The organism is Nocardia sp. NPDC041819, assembly GCF_055590505.1.
In genome coordinates this window covers 108,020-132,478 of record NZ_JBVJAP010000009.1, presented here as the reverse complement: position 1 = coordinate 132,478, position 24,459 = coordinate 108,020, and the positions used below count along the sequence as shown (strand labels likewise).

Annotated in this window: 25 protein-coding genes; 8 read left to right on the top strand and 17 right to left on the bottom strand. The window is 68.5% G+C overall.

The window, feature by feature from the left end; translation table 11 throughout:
• Window positions 1–118: 118 nt before the first annotated feature.
• Window positions 119–1,609, bottom strand: coding sequence for a type VII secretion protein EccB (eccB, locus tag ACZ6DL_RS24585; protein ID WP_466054496.1), 1,491 nt, complete (start codon window positions 1,607–1,609; stop codon window positions 119–121).
• Window positions 1,610–1,722: 113 nt separating this feature from the next.
• Here eccB and eccE point away from each other — a divergent pair, with 113 nt between their 5' ends.
• The gene (gene eccE / locus ACZ6DL_RS24580; RefSeq protein WP_466054494.1) at window positions 1,723–3,366 is read left to right on the top strand and encodes a type VII secretion protein EccE; all 1,644 of its coding nucleotides are present in this window, start codon (window positions 1,723–1,725) and stop codon (window positions 3,364–3,366) included.
• Window positions 3,367–3,515: 149 nt separating this feature from the next.
• A complete protein-coding gene (locus tag ACZ6DL_RS24575; protein WP_466054492.1) occupies window positions 3,516–3,767 on the top strand; it encodes an HMG-box domain-containing protein in 252 nt (83 codons plus the stop codon).
• Between the two features lie 344 nt (window positions 3,768–4,111).
• On the opposite strand, the gene ACZ6DL_RS24570 is transcribed toward ACZ6DL_RS24575, so the two are convergent.
• On the bottom strand, window positions 4,112–4,672 hold the full coding sequence (locus ACZ6DL_RS24570) for an NADPH-dependent FMN reductase (RefSeq protein ID WP_466054490.1): 561 nt from the start codon (window positions 4,670–4,672) through the stop codon (window positions 4,112–4,114).
• Window positions 4,673–5,133: 461 nt separating this feature from the next.
• Between ACZ6DL_RS24570 and ACZ6DL_RS24565 the strand changes: the two genes are divergently transcribed.
• The gene (locus ACZ6DL_RS24565; RefSeq protein ID WP_466054488.1) at window positions 5,134–5,976 is read left to right on the top strand and encodes an NAD(P)H-binding protein; all 843 of its coding nucleotides are present in this window, start codon (window positions 5,134–5,136) and stop codon (window positions 5,974–5,976) included.
• A 56-nt stretch (window positions 5,977–6,032) separates the two neighbouring features.
• Here the strand turns inward: ACZ6DL_RS24565 and ACZ6DL_RS24560 are convergent, their stop codons facing one another.
• Window positions 6,033–6,842, bottom strand: coding sequence for an S-methyl-5'-thioadenosine phosphorylase (locus tag ACZ6DL_RS24560; protein ID WP_466054486.1), 810 nt, complete (start codon window positions 6,840–6,842; stop codon window positions 6,033–6,035).
• Between the two features lie 198 nt (window positions 6,843–7,040).
• On the opposite strand from ACZ6DL_RS24560, the gene ACZ6DL_RS24555 reads away from it, so the two are divergent.
• Entirely contained in the window at window positions 7,041–7,364 is a 324-nt protein-coding gene (locus ACZ6DL_RS24555; RefSeq protein ID WP_466054484.1) for a metal-sensitive transcriptional regulator, read from the top strand.
• Between the two features lie 5 nt (window positions 7,365–7,369).
• Here ACZ6DL_RS24555 and ACZ6DL_RS24550 read toward each other — a convergent pair whose 3' ends face one another.
• The 5 genes from ACZ6DL_RS24550 to ACZ6DL_RS24530 form a co-directional block, all read right to left on the bottom strand.
• Window positions 7,370–8,305 (bottom strand): TAXI family TRAP transporter solute-binding subunit, encoded by a 936-nt coding sequence (locus tag ACZ6DL_RS24550; RefSeq protein ID WP_466054482.1) that lies wholly within the window; start codon window positions 8,303–8,305, stop codon window positions 7,370–7,372.
• Window positions 8,302–9,723 carry a sensor histidine kinase gene (locus tag ACZ6DL_RS24545; RefSeq protein WP_466054480.1) on the bottom strand — a complete coding sequence of 474 codons (1,422 nt, stop codon included), beginning with the start codon at window positions 9,721–9,723 and terminating at the stop codon, window positions 8,302–8,304. The genes ACZ6DL_RS24550 and ACZ6DL_RS24545 overlap by 4 nt, the downstream gene beginning before the upstream one ends.
• Before the next feature lie 28 nt (window positions 9,724–9,751).
• A complete protein-coding gene (locus ACZ6DL_RS24540; protein WP_040864915.1) occupies window positions 9,752–10,411 on the bottom strand; it encodes a response regulator transcription factor in 660 nt (219 codons plus the stop codon).
• A gap of 46 nt (window positions 10,412–10,457) precedes the next feature.
• Window positions 10,458–11,831 (bottom strand): MFS transporter, encoded by a 1,374-nt coding sequence (locus ACZ6DL_RS24535; RefSeq protein ID WP_466054478.1) that lies wholly within the window; start codon window positions 11,829–11,831, stop codon window positions 10,458–10,460.
• Window positions 11,832–11,994: 163 nt separating this feature from the next.
• Window positions 11,995–12,828 carry an LLM class F420-dependent oxidoreductase gene (locus ACZ6DL_RS24530; protein ID WP_466054476.1) on the bottom strand — a complete coding sequence of 278 codons (834 nt, stop codon included), beginning with the start codon at window positions 12,826–12,828 and terminating at the stop codon, window positions 11,995–11,997.
• A gap of 173 nt (window positions 12,829–13,001) precedes the next feature.
• Between ACZ6DL_RS24530 and ACZ6DL_RS24525 the strand changes: the two genes are divergently transcribed.
• On the top strand, window positions 13,002–13,514 hold the full coding sequence (locus ACZ6DL_RS24525) for an Hsp20/alpha crystallin family protein (RefSeq protein WP_466054677.1): 513 nt from the start codon (window positions 13,002–13,004) through the stop codon (window positions 13,512–13,514).
• Between the two features lie 47 nt (window positions 13,515–13,561).
• Here the strand turns inward: ACZ6DL_RS24525 and truA are convergent, their stop codons facing one another.
• The 8 genes from truA to infA form a co-directional block, all read right to left on the bottom strand.
• Window positions 13,562–14,383, bottom strand: coding sequence for a tRNA pseudouridine(38-40) synthase TruA (gene truA, locus ACZ6DL_RS24520; protein ID WP_466054675.1), 822 nt, complete (start codon window positions 14,381–14,383; stop codon window positions 13,562–13,564).
• 146 nt (window positions 14,384–14,529) lie between these two features.
• Window positions 14,530–15,051 (bottom strand): 50S ribosomal protein L17, encoded by a 522-nt coding sequence (gene rplQ / locus ACZ6DL_RS24515; RefSeq protein WP_062973156.1) that lies wholly within the window; start codon window positions 15,049–15,051, stop codon window positions 14,530–14,532.
• 125 nt (window positions 15,052–15,176) lie between these two features.
• The gene (locus tag ACZ6DL_RS24510) at window positions 15,177–16,235 is read right to left on the bottom strand and encodes a DNA-directed RNA polymerase subunit alpha (protein ID WP_039796155.1); all 1,059 of its coding nucleotides are present in this window, start codon (window positions 16,233–16,235) and stop codon (window positions 15,177–15,179) included.
• Between the two features lie 104 nt (window positions 16,236–16,339).
• Complete coding sequence (gene rpsD, locus ACZ6DL_RS24505; protein WP_043719990.1) at window positions 16,340–16,945, bottom strand: 30S ribosomal protein S4; 606 nt, start codon at window positions 16,943–16,945, stop codon at window positions 16,340–16,342.
• Window positions 16,946–16,965: 20 nt separating this feature from the next.
• Window positions 16,966–17,379, bottom strand: a complete 414-nt coding sequence (rpsK, locus tag ACZ6DL_RS24500; protein WP_014349147.1) for a 30S ribosomal protein S11 — start codon at window positions 17,377–17,379, stop codon at window positions 16,966–16,968.
• Window positions 17,380–17,388: 9 nt separating this feature from the next.
• Complete coding sequence (gene rpsM / locus ACZ6DL_RS24495; protein ID WP_040864911.1) at window positions 17,389–17,760, bottom strand: 30S ribosomal protein S13; 372 nt, start codon at window positions 17,758–17,760, stop codon at window positions 17,389–17,391.
• Between the two features lie 248 nt (window positions 17,761–18,008).
• Window positions 18,009–18,122, bottom strand: coding sequence for a 50S ribosomal protein L36 (gene rpmJ, locus ACZ6DL_RS24490; RefSeq protein ID WP_011207363.1), 114 nt, complete (start codon window positions 18,120–18,122; stop codon window positions 18,009–18,011).
• A gap of 149 nt (window positions 18,123–18,271) precedes the next feature.
• Complete coding sequence (infA, locus tag ACZ6DL_RS24485) at window positions 18,272–18,493, bottom strand: translation initiation factor IF-1 (protein ID WP_003418601.1); 222 nt, start codon at window positions 18,491–18,493, stop codon at window positions 18,272–18,274.
• Window positions 18,494–19,004: 511 nt separating this feature from the next.
• Here infA and ACZ6DL_RS24480 point away from each other — a divergent pair.
• Entirely contained in the window at window positions 19,005–22,280 is a 3,276-nt protein-coding gene (locus tag ACZ6DL_RS24480; protein ID WP_466054472.1) for a MinD/ParA family ATP-binding protein, read from the top strand.
• A gap of 51 nt (window positions 22,281–22,331) precedes the next feature.
• Here the strand turns inward: ACZ6DL_RS24480 and ACZ6DL_RS24475 are convergent, their stop codons facing one another.
• A complete protein-coding gene (locus ACZ6DL_RS24475; protein WP_466054470.1) occupies window positions 22,332–22,643 on the bottom strand; it encodes a DUF4254 domain-containing protein in 312 nt (103 codons plus the stop codon).
• A gap of 358 nt (window positions 22,644–23,001) precedes the next feature.
• Between ACZ6DL_RS24475 and ACZ6DL_RS24470 the strand changes: the two genes are divergently transcribed.
• Both ACZ6DL_RS24470 and ACZ6DL_RS24465 read left to right on the top strand, forming a co-directional pair.
• On the top strand, window positions 23,002–23,805 hold the full coding sequence (locus ACZ6DL_RS24470; protein WP_083863244.1) for a GntR family transcriptional regulator: 804 nt from the start codon (window positions 23,002–23,004) through the stop codon (window positions 23,803–23,805).
• A gap of 3 nt (window positions 23,806–23,808) precedes the next feature.
• Complete coding sequence (locus tag ACZ6DL_RS24465; protein WP_466054468.1) at window positions 23,809–24,414, top strand: GNAT family N-acetyltransferase; 606 nt, start codon at window positions 23,809–23,811, stop codon at window positions 24,412–24,414.
• Window positions 24,415–24,459: the final 45 nt, after the last annotated feature.

The window sequence follows — 24,459 nt, the reverse complement described above, 5'->3', positions numbered from 1 at the left end:
ACTCGGTCCGTCACAAGGGTTGGATGTCGGTTGGAGGAGTTCGGTTCCCGCCGAGCAGAAGTCAGACAAGTGATCTACGTCATGGCCATGGGCCAGGCGTCAGACATCGGCCATGTGATTATTTCGCCGAGGCCACCGGCTGCTTAGCGGGTGAGGAGTCTGGAGCGACACCGTCGTGGGCGACCATAGCGCCCTCACGGCTGAGGGTGGGGCCGCTCGCGAGCAGCCCGACAATCGGCCAGGGCGCGGGTTCGGGCGTCACGCCCGATTCCTTGTCCATACCAAGCGCCTTCGCGGCGTCGTTGTCCTTGATGCCGAAGCGGACGCCGGTGTCGGCGATGTAGAACATGCTGTCCTTGCGGCGGCTGTCCGGTTCGATGCCCGTGGTCTGGACGAACGCGCCCGAACCAGGCTTGAAGTACACCGAGTCGACGTTGTCACCCCTGCCGTCCGCCTGGGCGAGCGTAACCAGTCTGGCGCTGCTCGACATCGGCAGGTCGCTGCCGTCGATGATGGCGAGTTCCGCACGCAAGGCGACGTCGGCGTTGCCCGCGACTCCCGGGATGGGCTTCCAGGACAAGCAACTCACCGGTCGCGCTTTGGGCTCGATGATGGTCGGCGCGACCGCGGGGTAAGAGTCGACCTTCAACGCATGTGACACCGGCGCATGCCTCGCCTCGAAGTCACCGATGGCGGTGCCGTGATCCGGGTTGCGCTGCGAGCTGCGGATGACCTCGGCGGTGAAGGCACTGATGGGCTGCAGGCCGTCATGCAGGACGACGGAGTTCTCATTCGACTTGCCGGTCACCTGGACGACCGTGCCGATGCGTAGACCGTTGATCGAGTAGGACGGCTGCCCGCCCGGATCATCGATCTTCGGCGGCACGATCGCGTCGACCTCGGGAATCGCGTTCAACAGTCCCTCACTGATCGGGCGGGGCGTCATGCCACGAATCCCCAACGGGCCGGCGACAGTCGGGTCGTTGATATCCACACGGGCGCGCGTCTTATTCCAGATCAGGTAAGTCGCGTCCTTGCCCTTCACCAGCAGCGCCTTGTCCGTACCCATCGCCGACGCCTTGTCGCCGAGTTCCAGGTCGCCGATCAACACGGAGGTGTTTCGGTCGTCGGTGCCGTCGGTCTTCAACGAGTCACACACCGTCCAGGCCCGCCCCTCGCCCTCCTTGTCGAAGTGCAGCGAGCCGGGAGCGCCTGGGATGCCGATCAATTGGCCGCGCGGTTTCTTCCCGAGTTCGGACTCCTTCACGGTGGCGGGCTTGGCCGCCTCGCCCGCGGCCAGGCGGGCCGAGGCGAGGTTGAGGGCCGGGTGCACCACGTCGTCGATCACCACGTAGACGGCGCCGGAATCCTTGCCGATCAGGATCTTGTTGTCGTCGCCGATCTTGCCCTGGGGGCGAAGCAACGCGAGCACGCCGCAGCCTGCCAGGACGACACACGCCAGGATCAGTCCCGCCGCGTAAGCGCGGGACTGGGATCGCATGGGGTCGTGCAGCATTCGCACGTCCCGGCGTACCAAAGCGTGCTCCATCCGCCGGACCAGAAAGCGGTAGCCGCTCACCTGCCAGCGTGTGGTGGGTTTTGAAGGCATTATTCCTCCCCCGAACAGTGCTCACGTTCGCGGAACACAGTACAGTTCCCGAGGACTCTTGTTCAGCTCGGCCACAGCGAACCGGCCGATATCGGGTACTTTGGGGGACGAGGATGGCGGAACCGGCAGGCGCGGCACCACGACCGCTTCTCGGGCGCGTCTCGATGCAGAACCTGCTGATCGCGCAGATCATCGGGCTGATCGCCGGAGTCGTCACGCTGTTCGCCGGCCTGCCGGGACTTCCCGCGTTCGCCGTGGCGGTCGGCGTCGCACTGATCCCGCTGGTTCCCGTCGCCAAACGCACCCTGCTGGACTGGATCGCCACGTATTGGCGCTATCTCACCCATCGTGACTACGAGCTCGGCGACACCGTCGACTTCCGCGGCACGGACGGACGTTCCCTCGGCCTGTACTGGGACGGCAGCCGCGTGGTGACGGTGGTCGAGGTGCTGCCCCCACCCGGCGGGCTGACCAGGATCGCCCGCACCACGGTGCACGCCTCGCACCTGCTTCCGCTCGCCGAGCTGGCGAAATGCCTGAACCAGCACGACATCCTGCTCAGCGGCATCGACATCATCAGCCACGGGCACCGCAGCCGTTCCGGCACACCCGCGGGCAAGATCTACGAATCGCTGCTCGGCCCGCTGCCCGCCACCGCCCACCGCACGGTGTGGCTCGCGATCGGTTTCGACGCGGTGGCCTGCCCGGAGGCCGCGGACCGGCGTGGCGGCGGAGCGGAAGGCGCCTCGCGCGCGGTCACCATCGCCACCCAGCGGATCATGCGCACACTCGAGGACGCCGACTGCAACGCCCGCATCCTGACGGCGCCCGAGATTCGCAAAGCGGTCCTGCAGATCACCGGTGGCTACGACCCGCGCACGCTCGAACACCGCTGGCGCTATGCCGAAATCGGCAACAACGTGAACATCGGCAGCGCCGTGGATCCCAAGCGGCTCGCGTCCGATCTGCTCGCCCAGCTCTGGGTGGCTCCCTCGCGTGGAACGACGGTGGCGGTGCGGCTGCGCCCCGGCAGTTCGGCCGAATCGGTGAGCATCGGCGCCGCGTGGCGGCTGACCGCGCGGGAACTGCCGGAGCGGTCCGAGTTGCCGGGCATGATCTCGATGAACGGACGCCACCGTGACGGGCTGCTGGCCCATCTGCCGCTCGCGGTTCCCGGTGTGGACGACACCGTCCCGATGATCGAGCACCTGATCGACATCGTCGACGATCTGCACCTGCCCTCCTCCGGCTGCGGCCAGCTGATCGGGTCGGACGACGAGGGAAACGGTGTGGCGGTCCGCATCGTCGGCGCGGGCATCTCGACGGTGTACGTCGCGGGCGAGCTGTATCTGGCGCAGCAGTTGGTGTTCCGCGCGCTCGCGGTCGGCGAACGGATCCTGATCCGCACCGATCGGGCGCGGGCGTGGGAGAACCTGGTCACCACGATCGGCAATCCGGAGCGACTGACCATCGCGGCCGAAACACACCAGTCCGACGCGGGATTCACCGCCACGGTGGTGGACGGGGTACTCGCGCCCGCCCCGCACGCGGGCGTCACCACCATCTATGTCACGGGTGATCCGATGGGCTGGCCCGCCAGCCGTCCCGACTTGGCCATCCACCAGCCCGGCGCGATCGGCAACCATGTGGTGCTGCGCACCGGCACCGCGCAGGTCGACCTGACCCTGGTGTCCATTCCCAGCGAAGCCACCTACATCGGTCAGCCGCGCGGCCGCCGGGCAATGCAACCGCAGTAGAAATAGCGAGTCCGCGTGCCCGGAAGAATTCGACGCCGACTCACCCGGTGGCGACATTCGTTTTGACGCTCCCAAATCGGAAAGCTAATGTCTGGCACGGCGGCTCGAGATCGGGCCGTCCTGGTTGGGAGTTCCAGGAGGGGAAATTCATGAGGGTATCGGCCTGTGTCTTCGCGTCGTTGCTGACCGCCGGCATCGCCTCGGCGGTGCTGAATCCGGGCGTTGCGAACGCGCTGCCGTCCGGCTGTCACACCGGAGGTTTCGGGGTCAGCTGCACGACCAAGAAGGACTGCGAATCGGCGCGCTCGGAGCTCAAAAAGCAGCATCCGTCGATCAGTCGCTGCTATTCCCAGCAGCCGGACAAGGAAAAATTCAAGTACGTTTGGTCGGCGAACTGGTAATCGTCAGCTCACATTGCGACAAACGATCCACGCCGGAAGTTCGACCTCCGTGTGATCGACCCAAGTCGTTGCGCCGGTCGAGGTGCGCCGTACAACGGAACTACCCGACGGCGACGATCTTCACTCGTGAATGTGAATGTGAATGAAGTGATACTGCGGACTCGTCCGCGCTTTCTCTGACGAGTGTCCTAGCCGACCCGGCCTGCCGATCGCGCCGATCCGGATATCCACCGACTCGGCGTGATCGGCAACCACTTGGTACTACGCACCGGCACGGTGCAGGCCGACCCAGCGCCGGTATCGGTTTCCGACAAGCCGACCACATCGGCCGAGCCGGGTAGCGGTCAACCGGGATACGGGTCAGCAGCGCGGGCGGATCGCAAAGTGCGCGCCCACCAGCCTAATTGGCGCAACATTCGTTCCGCCGCGTCGATGGCGGCGCCATCACGAGTGTCGCCCGTTGCATCGAACGCCTTCTTGGCCTGGTGGAAGCTGACCGTCTCGCGCACCGACACCATGTGGATTTCGGCGACGACCTGGCGTAGTTGCTCTACCGCACGCAGCCCGCCGGAAAGTCCGCCGTAGGAGACGAAAGCGATGGGTTTCGCGCGCCACTCGTGCTTCGCGGTGTCGAAGGCCGTCTTCAGCGACGCCGGATAGCCGTGGTTGTACTCGGAGGTGATGACGACGAAAGCGTCGGCCTGCCGCAGCCGCGCGCGATAGGCCACGGTCTCGTCGTTCTCGGTGAGTTCCACCGGCAACGGTGTGTGCGCGAGATCGATGACACCGGTGTCGAATTCGGAATGTGCGCGCACCGTACGCAGGAACCAGTCCGCGACCACCGGCGCGAACCGCTCCGGACGCACACTGGCCACGATGACCTCGAGCCGTAACGGAGTATCCACCGCGCGAGCCTAACTCGGGCCCTGTCGACGGCCGGGCACCGCCGCGCGCGGAACACCCCGCGAGCCGGGCTTGCCACCGTTGTCGGGCCACCACTGCGTACCGATGCGCAAGTCGCGATTCGCCCGGCACGGACGTACCCGGAAGAGTTGCCGCGAACCGGCTTCCCGGCAGTGGCGAATACCCGGTCCCCGATACAGCGGATACGCTTTGGCCGATCAGACCACTACCCTTCGCGCGGCTGTAGACATCCCGAACGAGCACAGCGTTGAGCAGGCGCTGAAGGCGACTACACAACTGGACCAGCGAGCGTTCGCTCCCGCGTCTATCCCTCACGCAACGACATCGGCCCAACCGAGTCCACCGAGCCGGGCATTGCCCGTTCGCGGCCCGGCTCGCAAGAAGCGGGCCGCGAACACTGTGCACCGCCGAACTGGAAGACGAAGACGAAGACGGAGACGAAATGATCCTGGTGACCGGCGCCACCGGCAATGTCGGCGCGGAACTGGTGCGGACCCTCACCGGATGGGGCGAGCAGGTGCGAGCACTGGTGCGCGACCCCGCCAAGGCGACGCTTCCGCCGGGCGCCGAGGCCGTCACCGGCGATCTGAATCGCCCGGAGACGCTGGCGGACGCACTGGACGGCGTGGACGGAATGTTCCTGCTCCCCGGCTACGACGATCTGCCGGACCTGCTGGAACGCGCGAACAAGGCCGGGGTGCGCCGGGTCGCGCTGCTCTCCGGCGGTTCGGCCGCGCTGCGGGACATGGACAACGCCGTATCCCGCTACATGACGCTGTCCGAGGACGCGGTGCGCGCCTCCGAACTGAGCTGGACCGTGCTGCGCCCGCGGTCGTTCATGTCGAACGCGCTGCGCTGGTTGCCGCAACTCGCCGCGGGCGACGTCGTCCGCGTGCAGTTTCCCCGAGTCCGGGTCGGCGCGATCGACCCCGCCGACATCGCGGCGGTCGCTGCCGCGGCGCTCACGCGAGACGAACTCTCCGGGCAGGTGCTCGAGCTCACCGGCCCGCAGGCGCTGCGACCGGCGGAACAGGTCGCCGTGCTCGCCGCGGTGCTGAACCGGCCCCTCGTGGCACACGAACTCGGCGACGCGGAGACCGCGGCCGAACTGGCCGCCACCATGCAGAGGGAGTACGTCGACGCGTTTCTCAGCTTCTTCGTCGAGGGCACGCTGGACGAGGCGACGCTCTACCCGACCGTCGAGCAGGTGACCGGCCGATCGCCGCGCACCTTCGAACAGTGGGCGACCGACCACGCCGAAGCCTTCGCGCCGAGGCCGAGCTGACGGCTTCCGGCCGAGGGGTCAGAGCCCGCCGAACGCCCCGGTGACCACCATCGGACTCAGGGCAGTTCGAACGGCAGCGACACTCCCGCGTGGACGCGGCAGCGGTCACACGTGTCGGTGCCGTCCACCCCGGCCACCGCGCGGCGGATGAGCTCTTTGAACGGCGCGAGGTTGCGTTTGAACTCGGCGAAGACGTCGATGGCGTGCACTCCCTCGCCCTCCTCCAGGCCGGCGTCCAGATCGGTCACGAGAGCGACGGCGGCGTAGCACATTTCGAGTTCGCGGGCGAGCACCGCCTCCGGATGACCGGTCATGTTCACCAGGTCCCAGCCCTGCGCGGCGAACCACCGGCTCTCGGCGCGGGTGGAGAAGCGCGGTCCCTCGACCACGACCATCGTGCCCGCGTGCATCATGTGCAGCGCGTCGGACTCGGCCTTGATGGCGGCGGCACGCAGTTCCTCGCAGTACGGATCGGCGAAGGACACGTGAATGCCGCCGCCGTCGAAGTAGGTCTGCGGACGGCCGGAGGTCCGGTCGACCAGCTGATCCGGCACCGCGACCGTGCCGGGGCCCCAGTCCGCCCGCAGGCTGCCCACCGCGCAGGGCGCGAAGACGCGGCGCACACCCAGCGAGCGCAGGGCCCACAGATTGGCCCGGTAGGGCAGGGTGTGCGGCGCGAATTCGTGGTTCTTGCCGTGTCGCGGCAGGAACGCCACCGGCCTGCCCTCCACCTCTCCGACGGCGATCCCCGCGCTCGGGGCGCCATAGGGAGTCTCGACCTCGATGGTGGTCGCCTCGTTGTCGAAGAAATCGTAGAAGCCGCTGCCGCCGATGACGGCGAGCGCGGGCCGGGGGTGCGAACTCATACCCCGATTGTCTCGTCCCGCGATGGCCGTCGCGCGGCGGGCTGCGCGTTACCCTGCTTCCGGAGGGGCTCGTCGACTGTCGCGGCCGGCCGCCGGGTGGTCGTGACACGGGTCCGACCTGACAAGACGGTCGGAAAACTGTACCCTAGGGGGGTATTGATCCGGTTTCGGTGACCGGCAGGCAGCGAGGAGACATCGGTGGCAGATTCCCCCCACGACCACACGGCGGCCGAGCATGCCACGCACGGCTATATCACCGCCAAGGACGACTACCTCAAGCGGCTGCGGCGCATCGAGGGCCAAGCGCGCGGTCTGCAGCGGATGGTCGACGAGGAGAAGTACTGCATCGACATCCTCACCCAGGTCTCCGCGATGACGAAAGCCCTGCAGGCGGTAGCGATGGGCCTGCTGGAGGACCACATCAGCCACTGCGTGGTCGACGCGGCCGTCGCGGGTGGCCCGGAGGCCGAAGCCAAGATCAAGGAGGCCACCGACGCCATCGCCCGTTTGGTCCGGTCCTGACGTCGCTAGCCGTGCCAGCGGCGGTAGACCGCGGCAGCGCCGGGATGTAGCGGAATCGAGCCGGTGCTGATCAGCGAGCGCCCGTCGAGGAACTGGGTGCCCGCCGCTTCGGTGGGCACCAGCGCGTCGGCGTGCCATACCAGCAGTTCGACGATCGAAGCGGCCACATCCTCGGGCATGGTGGGGGCGGCGAGCAAGAGATTGGCCACCCCGATGGTGTGCACCGAGACACCGCCCGGATAGGCGTCCGCGGGGATAGCGACCCGGTCGTACACCGGCCCGAACAGCTCTCGCATCGGTGCGGCCAGTTCGCCCATGTCCACCAGCCGCATCCGGCTCGGCACCGCGAGCAGCCTGGTCGGGACGCCGCCCGCCCACAACAGCGCATCGGCCTCACCTGCGGTCAGGGCGGCCACTGCCTCCGCCAAGGGGCGGTGCGAAATCGCCACGTCGGCATGCGGGTCCAGCCCCGCGACGCGCAAGATCCGCTCGCCGGTCAGGGCCGCGCCCGACCCTTCCGCACCGAGGCTCACCCGGGTTCCGCGCAGATCCGCGACCGAGCCGATCGTGCTGTCCGAGCGCACGACCAACTGCAGGTAGTTCTCGTAGACCCGCCCCAGCGCGCACATCCGATCGGCGTCGTCTCGCAGCGAGTCCGCGAGCGCTAATGCGGCATCGACCTCGCCGCGCGCGAGCAAAGCCAGATTGGCCTGCGAGCCCGAGGTGGCCACCCGCTCGATCCGCACGTCTCCGATTTTCTCGGCGGCCAGGCCGAGCAACCCCGCGAAGGCGTGATAGAAGCCGCCGACCTCGCCCGAGGCCAGCCGCACCGTGGCTTCCCCGCCGCTCGGAGCGCAGCCTGCGACACCCGCGGCGACCGCCAACGCGAGAAAGCCGCGCCGATCGATGCCGCGCCGGAGGATCGACACGCGGCCGGTCACCGGGCCTCCGCCGCGGGCAATCGCACACTCACCGCGAGACCGTGCGGACGCGTCGCCACGACGGTGAGCTCGCCACCGCGCGCCTGCGCCAACGCCGCGGCGATCGGCAGGCCCAGCCCCGAGCCACCGGTCCTTGCGGACGAACCACGGAAGAAACGCGTGGTCAGCTTGTCTATCTCGTCGGGGGGAACACCGATGCCGTCGTCGCGGACGGTCACGGTGACCCAGCCCGGCTCCGTCGCGACGACGAGATCGACGTGCACGCCCGCCCCCGCGTAGCGCGTGGCGTTGCTCAGCGGTACGTCGAGCATCTGCGCGAGCACGTCGGCGGGGACCGCGACGTCGGCGCGCTCGGTCATGGGCGGCACCCGCAGTCGCTGGCCGGCCGCCTCGAACGCCGAGCACCAGGCGTCGAATCGGTCGGCCGCCACCTGCACGGCGTCGCATTGGTTGTCGCCCTCGGCGGTGTGCGCGATGTCGAAGGCCGCGGGCGTCTCGGCGACGGCCAAGCTGAGCAGGCCGTCGAGCAGCGCGGTGAGCCGGTCGACCTCGGCGCCCGCGCCGCGGAAGGTGCTCGCCGCGCTCGCCGGGATCGCGGGCTCCAGCGAGTCGAGACGGATGGTGAGAGCGGCCAGCGGGTTGCGCATCGCGTGTGCGGTGTCGGCGACCAGTTGGCGCTGCGCGTCCGCCGAATCGGCGACCGCCAGAGCCATCGCGTCGAAGGACTCCGCCAGCGCGCGCATCTCCGGCGGCCCGCCGTAGCGGCCCGCGATCGATACCGGAGCGATTGTCCCCGCGCGCGGCTTGGGCAGCGTCGCGGTCAATTCCGCCACCCCCTGCGACAGCGCCGCCAGCGGCCGCAGCACCCAGCGGCCGATCGTCACCGCCAGCAGCACGAACAGCACCATCGCGACGACGCCGCCGAACACGATCACCGCCCAGGCCCGCGCGATGTCACTGCGGGCCCGAGCCGTCGACGCCTCGATCACCACGGCGCCGTTCACCTGCACGCCGGTGCCCACCGGCCGTGCGACGAGCATGGTCGGCGCGCCCCACGGCGTCAGCTTGTCCGCCGCGTGCGGGCGCTGGTTGCGGCGAGCGGCCGCCACCGCCGCCTCGACGTCGCGATCGTTCACGTCCGCGCCCGCGTTCACCGTCGTCGCACCCCTGGCGTCGACCACCAGCACGTTCTCGCCGTACAGGTCGTGATAGCGCAGTACCTCGTCGGCCAGCGCGCGGCTGTCTCCCGTGGTGACCGCGTCGTCGGCCAGAGTGGCGAAGCGGTCGGCGTCCCCGGACCGGGCCAGCATCAGCTGCTGAGTGCGGCTGGTGGCGATGGTCAGCGACAGCGGCACCGCGAACGCCAGCACCGCGATGGCCGCGAACAACGTCAGCGCGACGAGCAAGCGACGCCGCATGGCATACCTCCGGCACCCCGAACCGCTCTCACTGCCCCCACCTGTACCCATATCCGCGGATGGTGGTGATCAGGCCGGGCCGGTTGAGCTTCGCCCGCAGACCGGTCATGTGCACATCGAGGGAACGCGAGACGGCGACGAAGGCGTCACCCCAGATGCGATCCATCAACTGCTGGCGACTCACCGCGGCCCCCGGCCGTTCCACCAGCGCCTCGACCAACTCGAACTCCTTCTGGGTCAGCGGCACCGGCGCACCGGCGACCTCCACCACGCGGGCCCCCAGGTCCACCCGCACGTCACCGGTGACGACCACCGATTGCGCCTGCCGCGCCGCGGCCGCCGCCCGCCTGGTGACCGTCTCCAGCCGCGCGACGAGTTCCGCGATCCGCGGCGGCTTGACCAGATAGTCGTCCGCGCCGCCGCGCAGGCCGCGCACGATCGAGCGTTCGTCGCTGCGCGCGGTGAGGATCAGCACCGGAACCGAACTCACCTCGCGCAGTCTGCGCAGCACCTGCAGACCGTCACCGTCGGGCAGTCCGAGGTCGAGGACCACGGCGTCGAAGTCGCGATGCGCGACCAGCAGATCCGCTCCGCGACGCATGCGTTCGGCGCGGTAACCGCGAGCGTTCAAGGCCTCGACCAGCGCGTCTCCCACGCCGTCGTCGTCCTCGACCACCGCAAGCCGCACGCGCCGATCCTCCCACAGCGGGGGGACCGGCGCGTGTGCCGGACGGTCAGTCACGCACGGTGGCCCTCGGCCGTCCCGGCTCGGACGCCGAGGCACTGGACCCGGCGCCGGCACCGGGCTCCTCCGCGTCGATCGCCGACGAGGCCGACGTCTCCCGCATGAAGTAGTAGGTGATCAGCGAGATGGCGATGCAGCCCGCGACGTAGAAGAAGAACACCGCCTCCAGCTCCGCCTTCTTCAGTGCCAGTGCGATCAGTTCGGCGGTGCCGCCGAATATGGCGACGGTCAGCGCGTATGGCAGGCCGACACCGAGCGCGCGAATCTTCGTCGGAAACAGCTCGGCCTTCACGATTGCGTTGATCGAGGTGTATCCGGTGACGATTACCAACGCAACCATCATCAATCCCCATGCGGCGATCGGATTGGTGGTGTGCGCCAGCAGCCCCATGATCGGCACTGTCAGGAGAGTGCCGGACACGCCGAAGAAGATCAGCAGCTTGCGGCGGCCGATGCGATCGGACAGGGCACCTGCGAGCGGCTGTAGCACCACGAAGACCAAAAGGGCGAGGAAGTTGATCCATGCCACCGTCGGCTTGGCGATGCCACTGGTGTAGACCATGAACTTCTGGATGTATGTCGTGAAGGTATAGAACGCCACCGTCCCGCCCAGAGTTAGACCGACCACCAGCAGGCATTCGCGCGGATACTGCAGCAGCACGCGGAATGAGCCGCGGGCCTCACCGGAATGCCCACCCTGCGCTGCTGCCGCACGGAAGGATTCCGACTCGTCCATCCCGCGTCGCAACACCATGACCACAATTGCACCGCCCGACCCGATCAGGAATGGAATCCGCCATCCCCAGCTGTGCATCTGATCTGCGGTCAGCAGCTGCTGCAAGACGATTTGGAGGCCGAGAGCGGTCAGCTGCCCGGCTACCAGCGTCACATACTGAAAACTCGAATAGAACCCGCGCCGTCCGGCCGAGGCTACTTCGGACAGATAGGTTGCACTGGTCGCGTATTCCCCGCCGACCGACAGCCCTTGCAGTAGCCGCGCCAGCAGCAGAAGTAGCGGCGCCGCCAACCCGATCGTCTGATATCCGGGGGTCACGGCGATCAACAGCGACCCGGCCGCCATCACCGTCACCGACAGGGTCAATGCTGCGCGCCGCCCGAACCGATCCGCGTACCATCCAAGCGCCCACCCCCCGAGCGGACGCATCAGGAAGCCGACGGAGAACACCGCCGCAGTGGACAGCAATTGTGCGACCGGGTCGCCTTTCGGGAAGAACACCTGCGCGAAGTACACGCCGAACGCCGTGTAGACATACCAGTCGTACCACTCGACCAGGTTTCCGATGGATCCGCGTAGCACGTTCGCGACCACCCGGCGCTCACTCACGGGCTGTGTCGTAGTCACAAGATCTCCTCCTCCGACGCCTCATCACGTCGTCGCAGATCAGTGTGGCGACAGTCACAAGCTCGCGGAATGGCTCTCGATGCTTCCTAACAGTCCCTTAGGACGATCGCCGGAAAACCCCTCCGGCCCCGGCAAGAGGCCGGGGCCGGAGGCGAGCCGATGCTCAGGCTCTCGCGGTCAGCAGTGGGGCGAGGGTGCGCAGCGCGGGAAGGTAGTTGTCGCCGAGGATCTGCACCGCGACATGGTCGGCACCGGCGTCGAGGTGCTCCGACAGCCGGGCGGCGATCCGCTCCGGTGTGCCGTACGCGATAACGGCGTCGAACACGCGATCACCGGGCGGGACAGCGAGGTCGGCGTCGGTGAAGCCGAACCGGCGCAGGTTCGACGCGTAGTTGGTCAAGCCCAGGTAGAACTCGACGGTCCCGTCGGCGACGGCGTGCGCGGCTCGGGTGTCATCGGTCAGCACCACCTTGTGCTCGGTGGCCAGCAGCGCGTCCGGGCCGACGATCTCGCGGGCCTTCGCGGTGTGCGCCGCGGGCACGAAGTACGGCAGCGGCCCCGCGGACCGCTCGGCGGCCAGCTTCAGCACCCGCGGGCCGAGTGCGGCCACCGCGCGCCGTTCGGCGGGCACACCGGCGGCGTCGAGGTCGTCCAGGTATTCGACCAGCGCGTCGTACGGCTTGCGGTACTCGCCGGTGTGCTCGGGGTGTCCCGCACCGATGCCGAGCAGGAACCGGCCGGGAAAGCGTGCCTCGATCCGGTGGAACGAGTCGGCCGTCTCCTTCGCGGGCGAGGCCCAGATGTTCACGATGCTGGTGGCCACGGTGATCGTTTCGGTCGCCTCCAGCAGCGGTTCGACGGCTGCCAGATCCGCGGGCGGCGAGGCCCCCAACCACAGCGCGCCGTAGCCCAGCTGCTCCAATTCCCGTGCGTCCTCGGGGCCGAACCCGTTGAACGCCCGCCACACTCCGAACCGTCCGAGACTGTCGAATGCCATGTCCCGAGCCAACACGTGCCCGGAGGCGGCTATTCCGTGCCGGCGGATCTCGCGGCCGCGTATCCGTCGGGCTTGATGCTCTCCCGCTTCAGGAGGGCTACTGTGGCTATTGCACAGCTATGGCGCCCGCCGCCGTGGCAGGCGTCACCACTAACGAGATGGAGGTGATCGCTGTGCTGAGATTCGATCCATTTCATGACATCGACACTGTCGCCCGCCAGTTGCTCGGTGAAAGCGCAGGAACCGCTCGCGCACCGCGATTCATGCCGATGGATCTGTTCAAGGCGGGAGATCACTACGTCCTGAACGCGGACCTGCCCGGCGTCGATCCCGGCTCGATCGACGTCAGTGTCGACAACGGCACGCTCACCCTGCGGGCCCAACGCACCGTGCCGAGCGAGGAAGGCGTCCAGTGGATCGCCTCGGAACGCTTCGCGGGCACCTTCATGCGCCAGGTGTCGCTGGGTGAGAACGTCGACGTCGAGAACATCAGCGCGACCTATAACAACGGTGTGCTCTCGGTGACGATTCCGATCGCGGAGCGCGCGAAGCCGCGGCGCATCCAGATCTCCGGGGCGTCCCAGGAACCGAGGACGATCGAAGCGCAAACGGGTCGGTCCGGACAAGCGGCGCAGGCCGAGCAGCAGGGACAGTCCCAGCAGCAATACCCGCAATCGTCGAAGTGAGCGCCGCGCTGCCCGCACCCGAGCACGGGTGCGGGCAGCCCGCATTCCTAGTCGCCGCAGCAACCCGCCTGCGGGGCCGGGACCGATCGCATCTCCCGCGTCTGCGCGTTACGGGCGGCGAGTTCCCCGTCGGCCGGGTAGTCGACGGCGATCAGGCTCAAACCGTGTGCGGGCGCGACGGTGACCGAGCTGGAGCGCTCCGTCTCCCGCAGCAGCGCGGCAACCCATTCCACGGCGCGCCGCCCCTCGCCGACGGCGAGCACCGCGCCGACCAGGCTGCGCACCATCGACCAGCAGAACGCGTCGGCGCTGACGTAGGCGACCAGCAGATCGCCGTCGTGCACCCAGTCGAAGCGCTGCAACTCCCGGACCGTCGTCGCGCCCTCTCTGCGGCGGCAGAACGCGGCGAAATCGTGCAGCCCCAACAGTGTTCGCGAAGCCTCCCGCATGGCCCCGACATCGACGCCGGATCGGCAAGCGACCACGCTGCGGGCGTGCAGCGGCTCCGCTCCGTACGGCGCGGTGGTCAACCGATAGGCATAGTGGCGGCGGATGGCGGAGAACCGGGCATCGAACTCGGGCGGGGCCGGGCGCGCCCCCGTGATCCGCACGTCCTGCGGCAGGAATCGCGCCATTCGGTGCACCAGCTTCTCCGCGTCCAGTTCGCCGGACGTGTCGAAATGCGCGACCTGCCCCTCGGCGTGCACGCCCGCGTCCGTTCGCCCCGCCACGGTCAGCTGGATCGGCTCGCGGAACACCTTGCTCAGCGCGTCCTCCAGCACGCCCTGCACGGTGCGCAGACCGGGCTGACGTGCCCAGCCGGTGAAATCCGTGCCGTCGTAGGCGATGCTCAGCCGGACTCGCGACATGCCGGTTTCCAGCACGTCCTCGGGCGGCCGGTCCGCACTCGATCCCACCGATTCCTCCACGGTCACATGATCCTCCGGTCGAAACGAACGAGCCCGCCGACCCAGTGCGGGTGGCGGGCTCGTGCGCGGACTCCGAACGCTCGGCGTCAGGCGTCCTTCTTGTCCTCAGCGGCCTCCTCGGCAGCCGGAGCCTCGGCGGTCTCGGCGGTGGCCTCCTCGGCCTCCTCCTCGACGACCTCGGCGGCCGGAGCCTCCTCCGCCTTCTTCGACGCGGCGACGCGACGGGCGCGATCGGCCTCGTTGGTCACGGTCTTCTCCCGCACCAGCTCGATGATCGCCATCGGCGCGTTGTCACCCTTACGCGGCAGCGTCTTGGTGATGCGGGTGTAACCACCCTCGCGTCCCTCGAACGACGGACCGATCTCGGCGAAGAGTTCGTGTACGACGTTCTTGTTGCGGATGACCTTCAGCACCTCGCGACGGTCGGCCAGAGTGCCGCCCTTCGCCTTGGTGATCAGCTTCTCCGCGTAGGGGCGCACGGCCTTGGCCTTGGCCTCGGTGGTGGTGATCCGGCCGTGCTCGAAGAGCGCCGTCGCCAGATTGGCGAAGATCGCCTTCTGGTGCGACGCCGACCCGCCGAAGCGGGCACCCTTCTTGGGCTTGGGCATTGTGGTGTTCTCCTGTGTGTCTTTGCGGCGCTCCCGGCGCCCTGCGTGGTTACGCTCTGCTACCGCCTCCGGGCGCGTCGCTCACGCCGCGGGTATGAGGCCGGGCCGGGGGCCTTCCCGGCGGCCTAGAGCTGTTCGGTCTCGGCGTAGTCCTGCTCGCCGCCATCGGTGTCACTGAACGTGCCGCTGTCGCTCCACGTGCCGGTGCTCGCGTCGTAGCCGACCACGCTGGACGGATCGAACGACGCCGGACTGTCCTTGAGCGAGAGGCCGAGCGCGTGCAGCTTGACCTTGACCTCGTCGATGGACTTCTGGCCGAAGTTGCGAATGTCCAGCAGATCCGACTCGGTGCGGGCGACCAGCTCGCCCACGGTGTGCACACCCTCGCGCTTGAGGCAGTTGTAGGACCGGACGGTGAGGTCCAGGTCCTCGATCGGCAGGCCGAACGAGGCGATGTGATCCGCCTCGGCAGGCGAGGGGCCGATCTCGATGCCCTCGGCTTCGACGTTCAGCTCACGGGCCAGGCCGAAGAGCTCGACCAGGGTCTTGCCCGCCGAGGCGAGCGCGTCCCGCGCGCTGATGGAGTTCTTGGTCTCCACGTCCAGGATGAGCCGGTCGAAGTCGGTGCGCTGCTCGACGCGGGTGGCCTCGACCTTGTAGGTCACCTTCAGCACCGGCGAGTAGATCGAATCCACCGGGATCCGGCCGATTTCCGCACCGGAGGCCTTGTTCTGCACGGCGGGGACGTAGCCGCGACCGCGCTCGACGACGAGCTCGATCTCCAGCTTGCCCTTGTCGTTCAGGGTCGCGATGTGCATGTCCGGGTTGTGCACCACGACGCCGCTGGGCGGGACGATGTCACCGGCGGTGACGGTGCCCGGACCCTGCTTGCGCACGTACATCGTGACCGGCTCGTCCTCCTCCGAGGACACGACCAGGCCCTTGAGGTTCAGGATGATGTCGGTGACATCTTCCTTCACGCCCGGGACGGTGGTGAACTCGTGCAGGACGCCGTCGATGCGGATGCTCGTGACCGCCGCCCCCGGAATCGAGGACAGCAGGGTACGCCGCAGCGAGTTGCCGAGGGTGTAACCGAAGCCCGGCTCGAGCGGCTCGATGGTGAACTTCGAGCGGTTCTCGGCGACGACCTCTTCGGTCAGCGTGGGACGCTGTGAAATCAGCATTAGGATCATCCTCCTTTTTGGGCGCCCGCTATTTGACGCCTCGTCTCAGGGGTTGTGTGTGGCCGCCCGTGTCCGGGCGACCACACACCAGCAGCACGTGCCGATTACTTCGAGTAGTACTCGACGATCAGCTGTTCCTGCAGCGGCACATCGATCTGGGCGCGCTCCGGCAACTGGTGGACCAGGATCCGCAGCCGGCCCGGGATCACCTGCAGCCAGCCCGGCACCGGGCGGTCGCCGACGGTCTCGCGCGCCACCTGGAACGGCAGGGTGCCCAGCGACTTCTCCTTGACATCGATGATGTCGTACTGGGTGACCTGGAAGCTGGGAACGTCGACCTTCTTGTTGTTCACCAGGAAGTGGCCGTGCGAGACCAGCTGGCGAGCCTGGCGGCGGGTACGCGCCAGACCGGCGCGGTACACGACGTTGTCCAGCCGGGTCTCGAGCAGACGCAGCAGGTTGTCACCGGTCTTGCCCTTGAGGCGGTTGGCCTCTTCGTAGTACCGGCGGAACTGCTTCTCCATGACGCCGTAGGAGAAGCGGGCCTTCTGCTTCTCCTGCAGCTGGAGCAGGTACTCGCTCTCCTTGATCCGCGCGCGGCCGTGCTGGCCGGGCGGGTAGGGACGACGCTCGAACGCCTGGTCGCCTCCGACGAGGTCGACGCGCAGACGACGCGACTTGCGGGTGATAGGGCCTGTGTAACGAGCCATTGTTCGCTATTCCTTTCCCGCTAGACGCGACGCCGCTTGGGCGGACGGCAGCCGTTGTGCGGCTGCGGGGTGACATCGGAGATCGTGCCCACCTCGAGGCCTGCGGCCTGCAGCGAGCGGATCGCGGTCTCGCGGCCCGAACCGGGGCCCTTCACGAACACGTCGACCTTCTTGACGCCGTTCTCCTGCGCCTTGCGGGCGGCGTTCTCGGCGGCGAGCTGCGCGGCGAACGGGGTCGACTTGCGCGAACCCTTGAAGCCGACGTGCCCGGACGACGCCCAGGAGATGACGTTGCCGCTCGGGTCGGTGATCGACACGATCGTGTTGTTGAACGTGCTCTTGATGTGCGCGTGGCCGTGCGGGACGTTCTTCTTTTCCCGGCGACGCGACTTCTGGGTCTTCTTGGGGCCGGAGGCCCTGGACTTCGGAGGCATCGGTTATCCCTACTTCTTCTTGCCGGCGACGGTGCGCTTCGGGCCCTTGCGGGTGCGCGCGTTGGTCTTGGTGCGCTGGCCACGCACGGGCAGGCCACGACGGTGGCGCAGGCCCTGGTAGCAGCCGATCTCGATCTTGCGGCGAATATCGGCCTGCACCTCACGGCGCAGGTCACCCTCGACCTTGAACTCCGAAGCCTCGATGTAGTCACGCAGCTTCGTCAGATCGTCGTCGCTGAGATCCTTCGAACGCAGGTCCGGGCTGACGCCGGTGGCGTCGAGGATCTCCTTGGAGCGGGTACGGCCAATGCCGAAAATGTAGGTCAGTGCGATCTCCATGCGCTTCTCGCGCGGGAGGTCGACGCCCATGAGACGTGCCATCTGGCAGCTTCCTTAATCGTTGCGGAGGTCTGCTCCCTGTCCGTCCCCTCGTCTTGTGTGGGGCACCGGCCTCCGAACCGGTGGTAGGCGCACACGCCCAGGGCGAACCCTGATATCCGCAGCGTGCGGCTGGTGCTGGGAGTTCTTCTTGCCAATCCGAACTGCGGTTCGGTGCTTGGCTGGTGTCGCGTCGAGCGGCGCCTTCGGCAAGCCTCGGGCGGGTGGGACGAGGTCTCCCTCGCCTCCGCTCAGCCCTGGCGCTGCTTGTGGCGCAGGTTGTCGCAGATCACCATGACCCGGCCGTGACGGCGGATCACCTTGCACTTCTCGCAGATCTTCTTGACGCTCGGCTGAACCTTCACGTCCGTCCAATCTGTTGTGGTTCACAGGGGTGTGAACACAGTTTTTCCCCAGTCGGCGACTGGGGAAGTTCTGTAGCGAGTCTTTCGACTCGGCCCCGGCTCACGCCGGGACTGCCGGGTTCGCATCGACCCGATCGCGCCGGGCGCGATCACTTGTAGCGGTATACGATCCGGCCGCGCGACAGGTCGTAGGGCGAGAGCTCGACGACAACGCGGTCCTCGGGCAGGATGCGAATGTAGTGCTGCCGCATCTTCCCGCTGATGTGCGCGAGAACCTTGTGCCCGTTCTCGAGCTCGATCCGGAACATCGCATTGGGCAGCGGTTCGACAACTCGACCCTCGACCTCGATGGCCCCGTCTTTCTTCGCCATGTCCTCCGCGATCCCGGTTACGCTCAACCTGGTTTGTTTGCCTGAGTCTGCTCGGATGGATCGACCGCCGGAGCGGACCGCTCGCACACAAACAGGCGGCGCGTAGGTGCACCGCCGCTCCAGCTTACCGACCCGTTCCGGATCGGGCAAAAATGCCTCCCTGTATACCCGTGTCGCCTGGGGTTTCGCAGCCGTCTTCCCACTACTGGCGGGCCTCGGACGCTGTGCCGCGACGGGGGCGGGTTGTCGCGTAAACTGGCCGCTGTCCAGGTATTTGGGTCGATCAGATCGAGGGGGATGCGTGAGCCGGCGCAGCGAGCGAGCCACCGGCGGAGGCGCCCTCGGTCAGGGTCGAAGCGAGCGGCAGGGAGGCGAGGCCGTGAGTAAGCGTAGCGAGCGAGTCACCGGCAGAGCGCCCCTGGCCACGACCGAGCCGAGCGGCAGCGAGGGAAGTCGTGAGTGAACGCAGCGAGCGAGTCGTCGGCACACCGAGCGGCAGCGAGGCGCAGTCGTGAGCCGTAGCAACGACGGCCTGCCCATGCTGCCGCCCTGGCTGTCGGAGAGCGAGGTCGGCCAGAGCGGCTACGAGGCGCCGGTACAGAACCTTCCGCACGAAGAACTTATCGAGGAAACCCCTGGCCGCAGGCGCGGACGTTTCAAGAACCGCGCGCCAGAGGCGGACCGCCCTGACGCCGCGCGCCCGGAGAAGCGCCGTAAGGGCTGGCGCCGCGACAAGCACGAGGGGGCCGCCGACGAGGAACAGCGGCAGAGCGAGGCGAGCCGCGCGCCCGCGCCGGTCCCGGACGAGCCCGTGCCGGCCCAGCTCCCGCCCGAATCCTGGCAGCACCCCGGCTACGACCGCACGCCCCCGGCGCAGGACAACTCGTGGCAGGCGCCGCCCCAGCTCGACAACACCCCCCAGCGCGACAACACCCCCCAGCGCGACAACACCCCCCAGCGCGACAACACCCCCCAGCGCGACAACACTCCGCAGCACAGCCTGCCCACCCGCAACCCCTCACAGCCCTCCCCCGGTTTCCAGCCGCTGGGCAGCAGGGCCACGAACCCGGCCGGGTCGAACGACCAGCAGGCCGGCAGGCCGGATCTGCCGCCACCGCCGCCGCGCCGATCGGTCGACGAGCGGCCCGGTTCGGCGCCGCCCGACGAGCACGCCCGGCCCTCGCGGGGCGAGAGCGCGCCCGACCAGGCCGCTGCCGGCCGGCCTCCGCTCGGTCCACAGATCGGCGGATGGCCCTCCACCGGGAACCCTCGGCTCGACGCCGCGCTGTCGGCGGTGCGGCCGAGCCAGTGGCCCGCGTCGACGCCCCCGGGCCAGGCCCCCGCCGCGCCGGCGCCACCGGCCGAGGCGCCTCAGCCGGGTACCGAGTCTCGGGACATCCCGCCGACCGGCCCGAATCAGACGTGGCCGACCGGCAACCAGCCCGCGGCTCAGACGGGCAGCGATATATCCGCTCCGCCGCCGCACGGCGGATACCCCGCCGCGTCCCCGTCCGCCTCGGACGACATGGCATGGCAGAGCGGGTACTCGTCGACGCCGACGAGCGCACAACCCACGCCACCGCCCACCGTCGACCCGGCGACGGCACCCACCGGCGAAAGCCCGGCCGAGCGAGCGCACGACCATGACACCGCGGCTCTGCCGATCCCGGGCACGTCACCGGTCCAGCACCCGACGGCATCATCGAGTGGCCCCACACCGGGCGCGAGCGACGCCACGCCCCCGATCGATGCCCACCAGACGCTCCGAGGTGACCGTCCGGCGCAGGCACCGCAGGCCGCGCCACCCGGGCCCACCGCGGTAACTCCGGATGGGCCGCCACCCTGGCTCGCCGCGCCGCGGCCCGAGCAGGCCGAGGCATCCGCGACGGACACACCCCGCCGTCTTCCACCGCTGCCCGATCCGCCCGCGCCGCACGAGCGACCGCACAGCGGCGGGTCCGGCGCGTCCGCACCGGCTCCGGCACACGACGAGTACCGGTCGCCGCGCGGCACGGACGGCCCGCCACCCTGGCTCGGTCACACCGCGTCGGAACAGACCGGTCGCCCGGGTCGGCCCGGTCTCCCGCCCGCGCCGAACGACGCTGCGGCACAGATCGACAGCGCGGCGCGGGAATCCCGTCCGTCGGCCGATTCCGCACCGGCATCGCACCCGCAGTCCGCGGCGCACGGTGTCGCGGAACCCACCCCAGCGCTGTCCGCGACCGGGCCGCACGCCGAACAGGGTGGGGCAGTCCCGGTTTCGCCCGCACCACGGAGCGCCGCCGCGATCGGCGCTGCGCCTATCTCCGCCCCCGCGCCGGAAAGCGCCGCGCAACCGGATGCGGCCGGGTGGGCGAACACGACTCGCGTCCAGGGGGATCCGGGCGCTTCGACCCCGAACTGGGCCGGTGCGACCGAAGTAGGTCCGGCGTCGGCGCGCCCCGTGGCCGGCGGCGGGCGACACCGGTTGTCCGCCGAGTCCAACGACCCGGCGGTTCCGCAGGCGCCGGTGGAACACGCACCGAACGTCGACCAGCAGCCGGTTCCGCAGCACCAGCCGGATATGGCCTACCAGGCGGGCGCCCCGCACGCGGTGAGCGACGTATATGCCGGTCCGCCAACGCAATTCGCGAGTGGTCAGGCACCGGGTCTCCCGCCTCAGGCCCCCGCCGCCCAGTGGGGCAATGCCGCCGCACCGGCCCCTGCACCCGAATCGGGCCCGGTAGGCCCACATTCCGCGCCTCCGCAGTATCACCCCGAACATCAGGCCGCTGGGCAACCGGTACCGCAGCCCGGACAGTGGGGCACGCCGCCGGGTTACCCACAGCCGCACGCGCAGCCGCCAGGCGCGCCGTTCCAGCAGCCCTCGCTCGACAACGTGCCGCTGCGCCGGGCCAAGAAGGCGCCGGGCTCCGGGTGGCGCAAGGCGGTGCACCACGTGTCCGGCGGCTCGATCAACCCCGGCCTGTCCGCCGAGGAGCGCAGACTCCAGGAATTGGTCGCGCGGATCAGGCAGCCCGTCCGCGGCGACTACCGGATCGCGGTGCTCTCGCTCAAGGGCGGTGTCGGAAAGACCACCACCACAATGGGTATCGGCTCGATCTTCGCCTCCATCCGGGGCGACCGCGTGATCGCGGTGGATGCCAATCCCGACTTCGGCACCCTGTCGCAGCGGGTGCCGCTGCAAACCAGGTCCACCGTGCGCGACCTGCTCCTCGATTCGTCCATCCAGCGCTATTCGGACGTGCGCAGGCACACCTCGCAGGCGACGAGCCGACTGGAAGTGCTGGCCAGCGAACGCGATCCGGCCGCGTCGGAGGCGTTCAGCGAAGACGAGTACCGTGCGGTCGCCCGGATCCTGCAGCGGTTCTACAACATCATCCTCACCGACTGTGGTACCGGACTCATGCATTCGGCCATGGCAGGCGTATTGGACCTGGCGCACTCGCTGGTGCTGATCTCCTCGCCGGCCATCGACGGAGCGCGCAGCGCCGCAGCGACATTGGACTGGTTGTCGCTGCACGGCCACGACCACTTGGTGCGCAACGCGGTGGTGGTGATCAACTCCCCGCGGGCCGGATCGCCGAATGTCGGTATCCAGCAGCTACGGGAGTACTTCCTGTCCCGGTGCCGCGCGGTGCACATCATCCCGTTCGACCCGCATATGTCCGAGGGCGCGGAGATCGATCTGCACCGGCTGCACAAGCAGACCAAGCGGGCCTACGTCGAGCTGGCCGCGACCGTCGCGGACGACTTCGCCACAGATCACCGCCGCTACCAACCCTGACACCCGCCGGGCCGTGGCCCGGCGGGCAAGAAGGGCGAACGGATCAGCCGCTCACCACTCGGGCAGACGCCGCCTGCCCGCCATGACGTCGCGCACCAGATCGTCGTAGGCGTCCGCGAGTTCGGCGAGATGATGCCACGCGTTGTGCAACAGCTCGTCGTGTGCGTTCAGAGTCATCAACGCGTGGTGCGCGCGCACCGACGACTCGGCGAGGCGATCGATCACCGCGCCCACCGTTTCGGTGTGCAGCGTGGCGCCGAGCCGATGCTGCGGCACACTGCGCATCACCCAGTCGTCGATGGCCATCACCAATTCGACTCTGCGACGCTCGATTTCGCGGATAACCACCACGGCGGTATCCACCGATCCACCGCGGCCGACCAAGCGGCGCTCATGTAGCACTGCCAGATCACGAGCGAACCACAGGAGCGGGCCACCGACTACCCGGTGCCCGCGACACGCCCGAACCAATAGGTCGGACGTGGGAAGCAATCCCGGTGCCGGAGAGCGCACCGAAGGATCGACACACCTCGGTGTGCCAGGGAGGGCCATTACGACCGTTGTATCCGAACCTGCCACGTTGCCTCGCCGTCATCGCCGCACAACACCGGATCAGGACTTCATTACAATAAACCTCTGAAGGCACCTGTCAAGCGTTACCCGGCCGTAGGGAGTCACGGAGAGTACACTTCGTTACCTGCATGACCAACCGAGGAGCATGATGGCGGACGGTCCGACGTATCACCGGATCGCAGACCTCCTCCGCGAGGAGATCCGCGCAGCGAAGTGGAAACCGGGTGACCGACTGCCCAGTCATTCCGAGCTTGCCGATCAAATGCAGGTCTCGATAACCACCGCCCGCAACGCGATCCAGGTGCTGGTGACCGAAAATCTGGTCTATACAGCTACTTCCCGCGGGACGATCGTTCGAAACCAAGAAGTTCTGGAATCCGTGGTCACCGACTCTATCCGTCCCGACCGGCCGCAGACACCGCACGACATCTTCGAGGAGATCGCGCGGGCCGCGGGCCGGGAACCGTCGAAGGAGTTCAGCGCGAAGATGGAGCCGGCCAGCCCCGAAGTCGCGACTTGGCTGGGTATACCGCCGGAGTCCTGGGTGCTGGCCAGGACCGTTGTCCAGTTCCTCGACCACGAACCGTGGTCGTGGGAGGTCAGCTTCTACCCCCGAGACCTGGCCGAAGCCACCGGGATCGACTCCCCGCACGACATTCCGGAGGGCACCACCCGCCGCCTCGCCGACCGGGGGCATGCCGAGACCGCGCACCGCGACACCCTCGTCGCACGGCCTGCCAGTGCGGAGGAAGCCTTGGTGCTCGGCGTCGCCACCGGCACCATCCTGCTCGACCACCTACGTATCGGCGCCACCCACGAGCGGGTCACCCGGGCCACGCGGCATCGCTCGCTGGCCACCGGCAATCGGCTCGCCTACGAACTCGGCGATGCCGAAGGCACCGCGGTCATCCGGACCACGCTGGCCAATCCGCCCGGGTCCGGTTCGGCCTAGCCCATGACGATCGTGCTGCGCCAGGCGACAATAGGAGATCTCGGCCTGATCTGCCGCCTGCGCGTGCAGCGCACGGCATGGCTCACCGCGCGCGGCTCCGACCAGTGGACGGTCGCCGGACGCGGCCTGCCCATCGAGATCTTCGCCCGCGCCGTCGGAAGCTCGCTGGACGCCGGTGAGACCTGGATCGCCGAGATCGCGGGCGAGCCGGCCGGAACCATCACGGTCAACGACCGCGCCGATGCCGGTCTGTGGTCGCGGTGGGAACTCGACGGCGCGGTGATCGTCCATTTCATGATCGTGGACCTGCGCTTCGCGGGCCATCGTGTCGGTCACCGGATGCTCGCCCATGCCGGAATGCTCGCCCGCCACCAGCGACGCGAGTGGGTCCGGCTGGACGCTTGGACCACCAACACCGACTTGCACGACTACTACCGCTCGGCGGGGTTCCGCTTGGTGCGCATCGCGGGGCCGCTCGCGGTGGGACCTTCTCGCGCGCTGTTCGAACGGCGGGTCGACAGCTGGGACGACGAACTGCCCGTGCCGGTTTCGGCGGTGGCGCATGCGGCACCCTCGGCGTTCCTGCGCACACCACGGCCGAACAACTGACTCGAATGCGCGGGCCGTGTGCACGCGCTCCGGGTCATCGGGCGC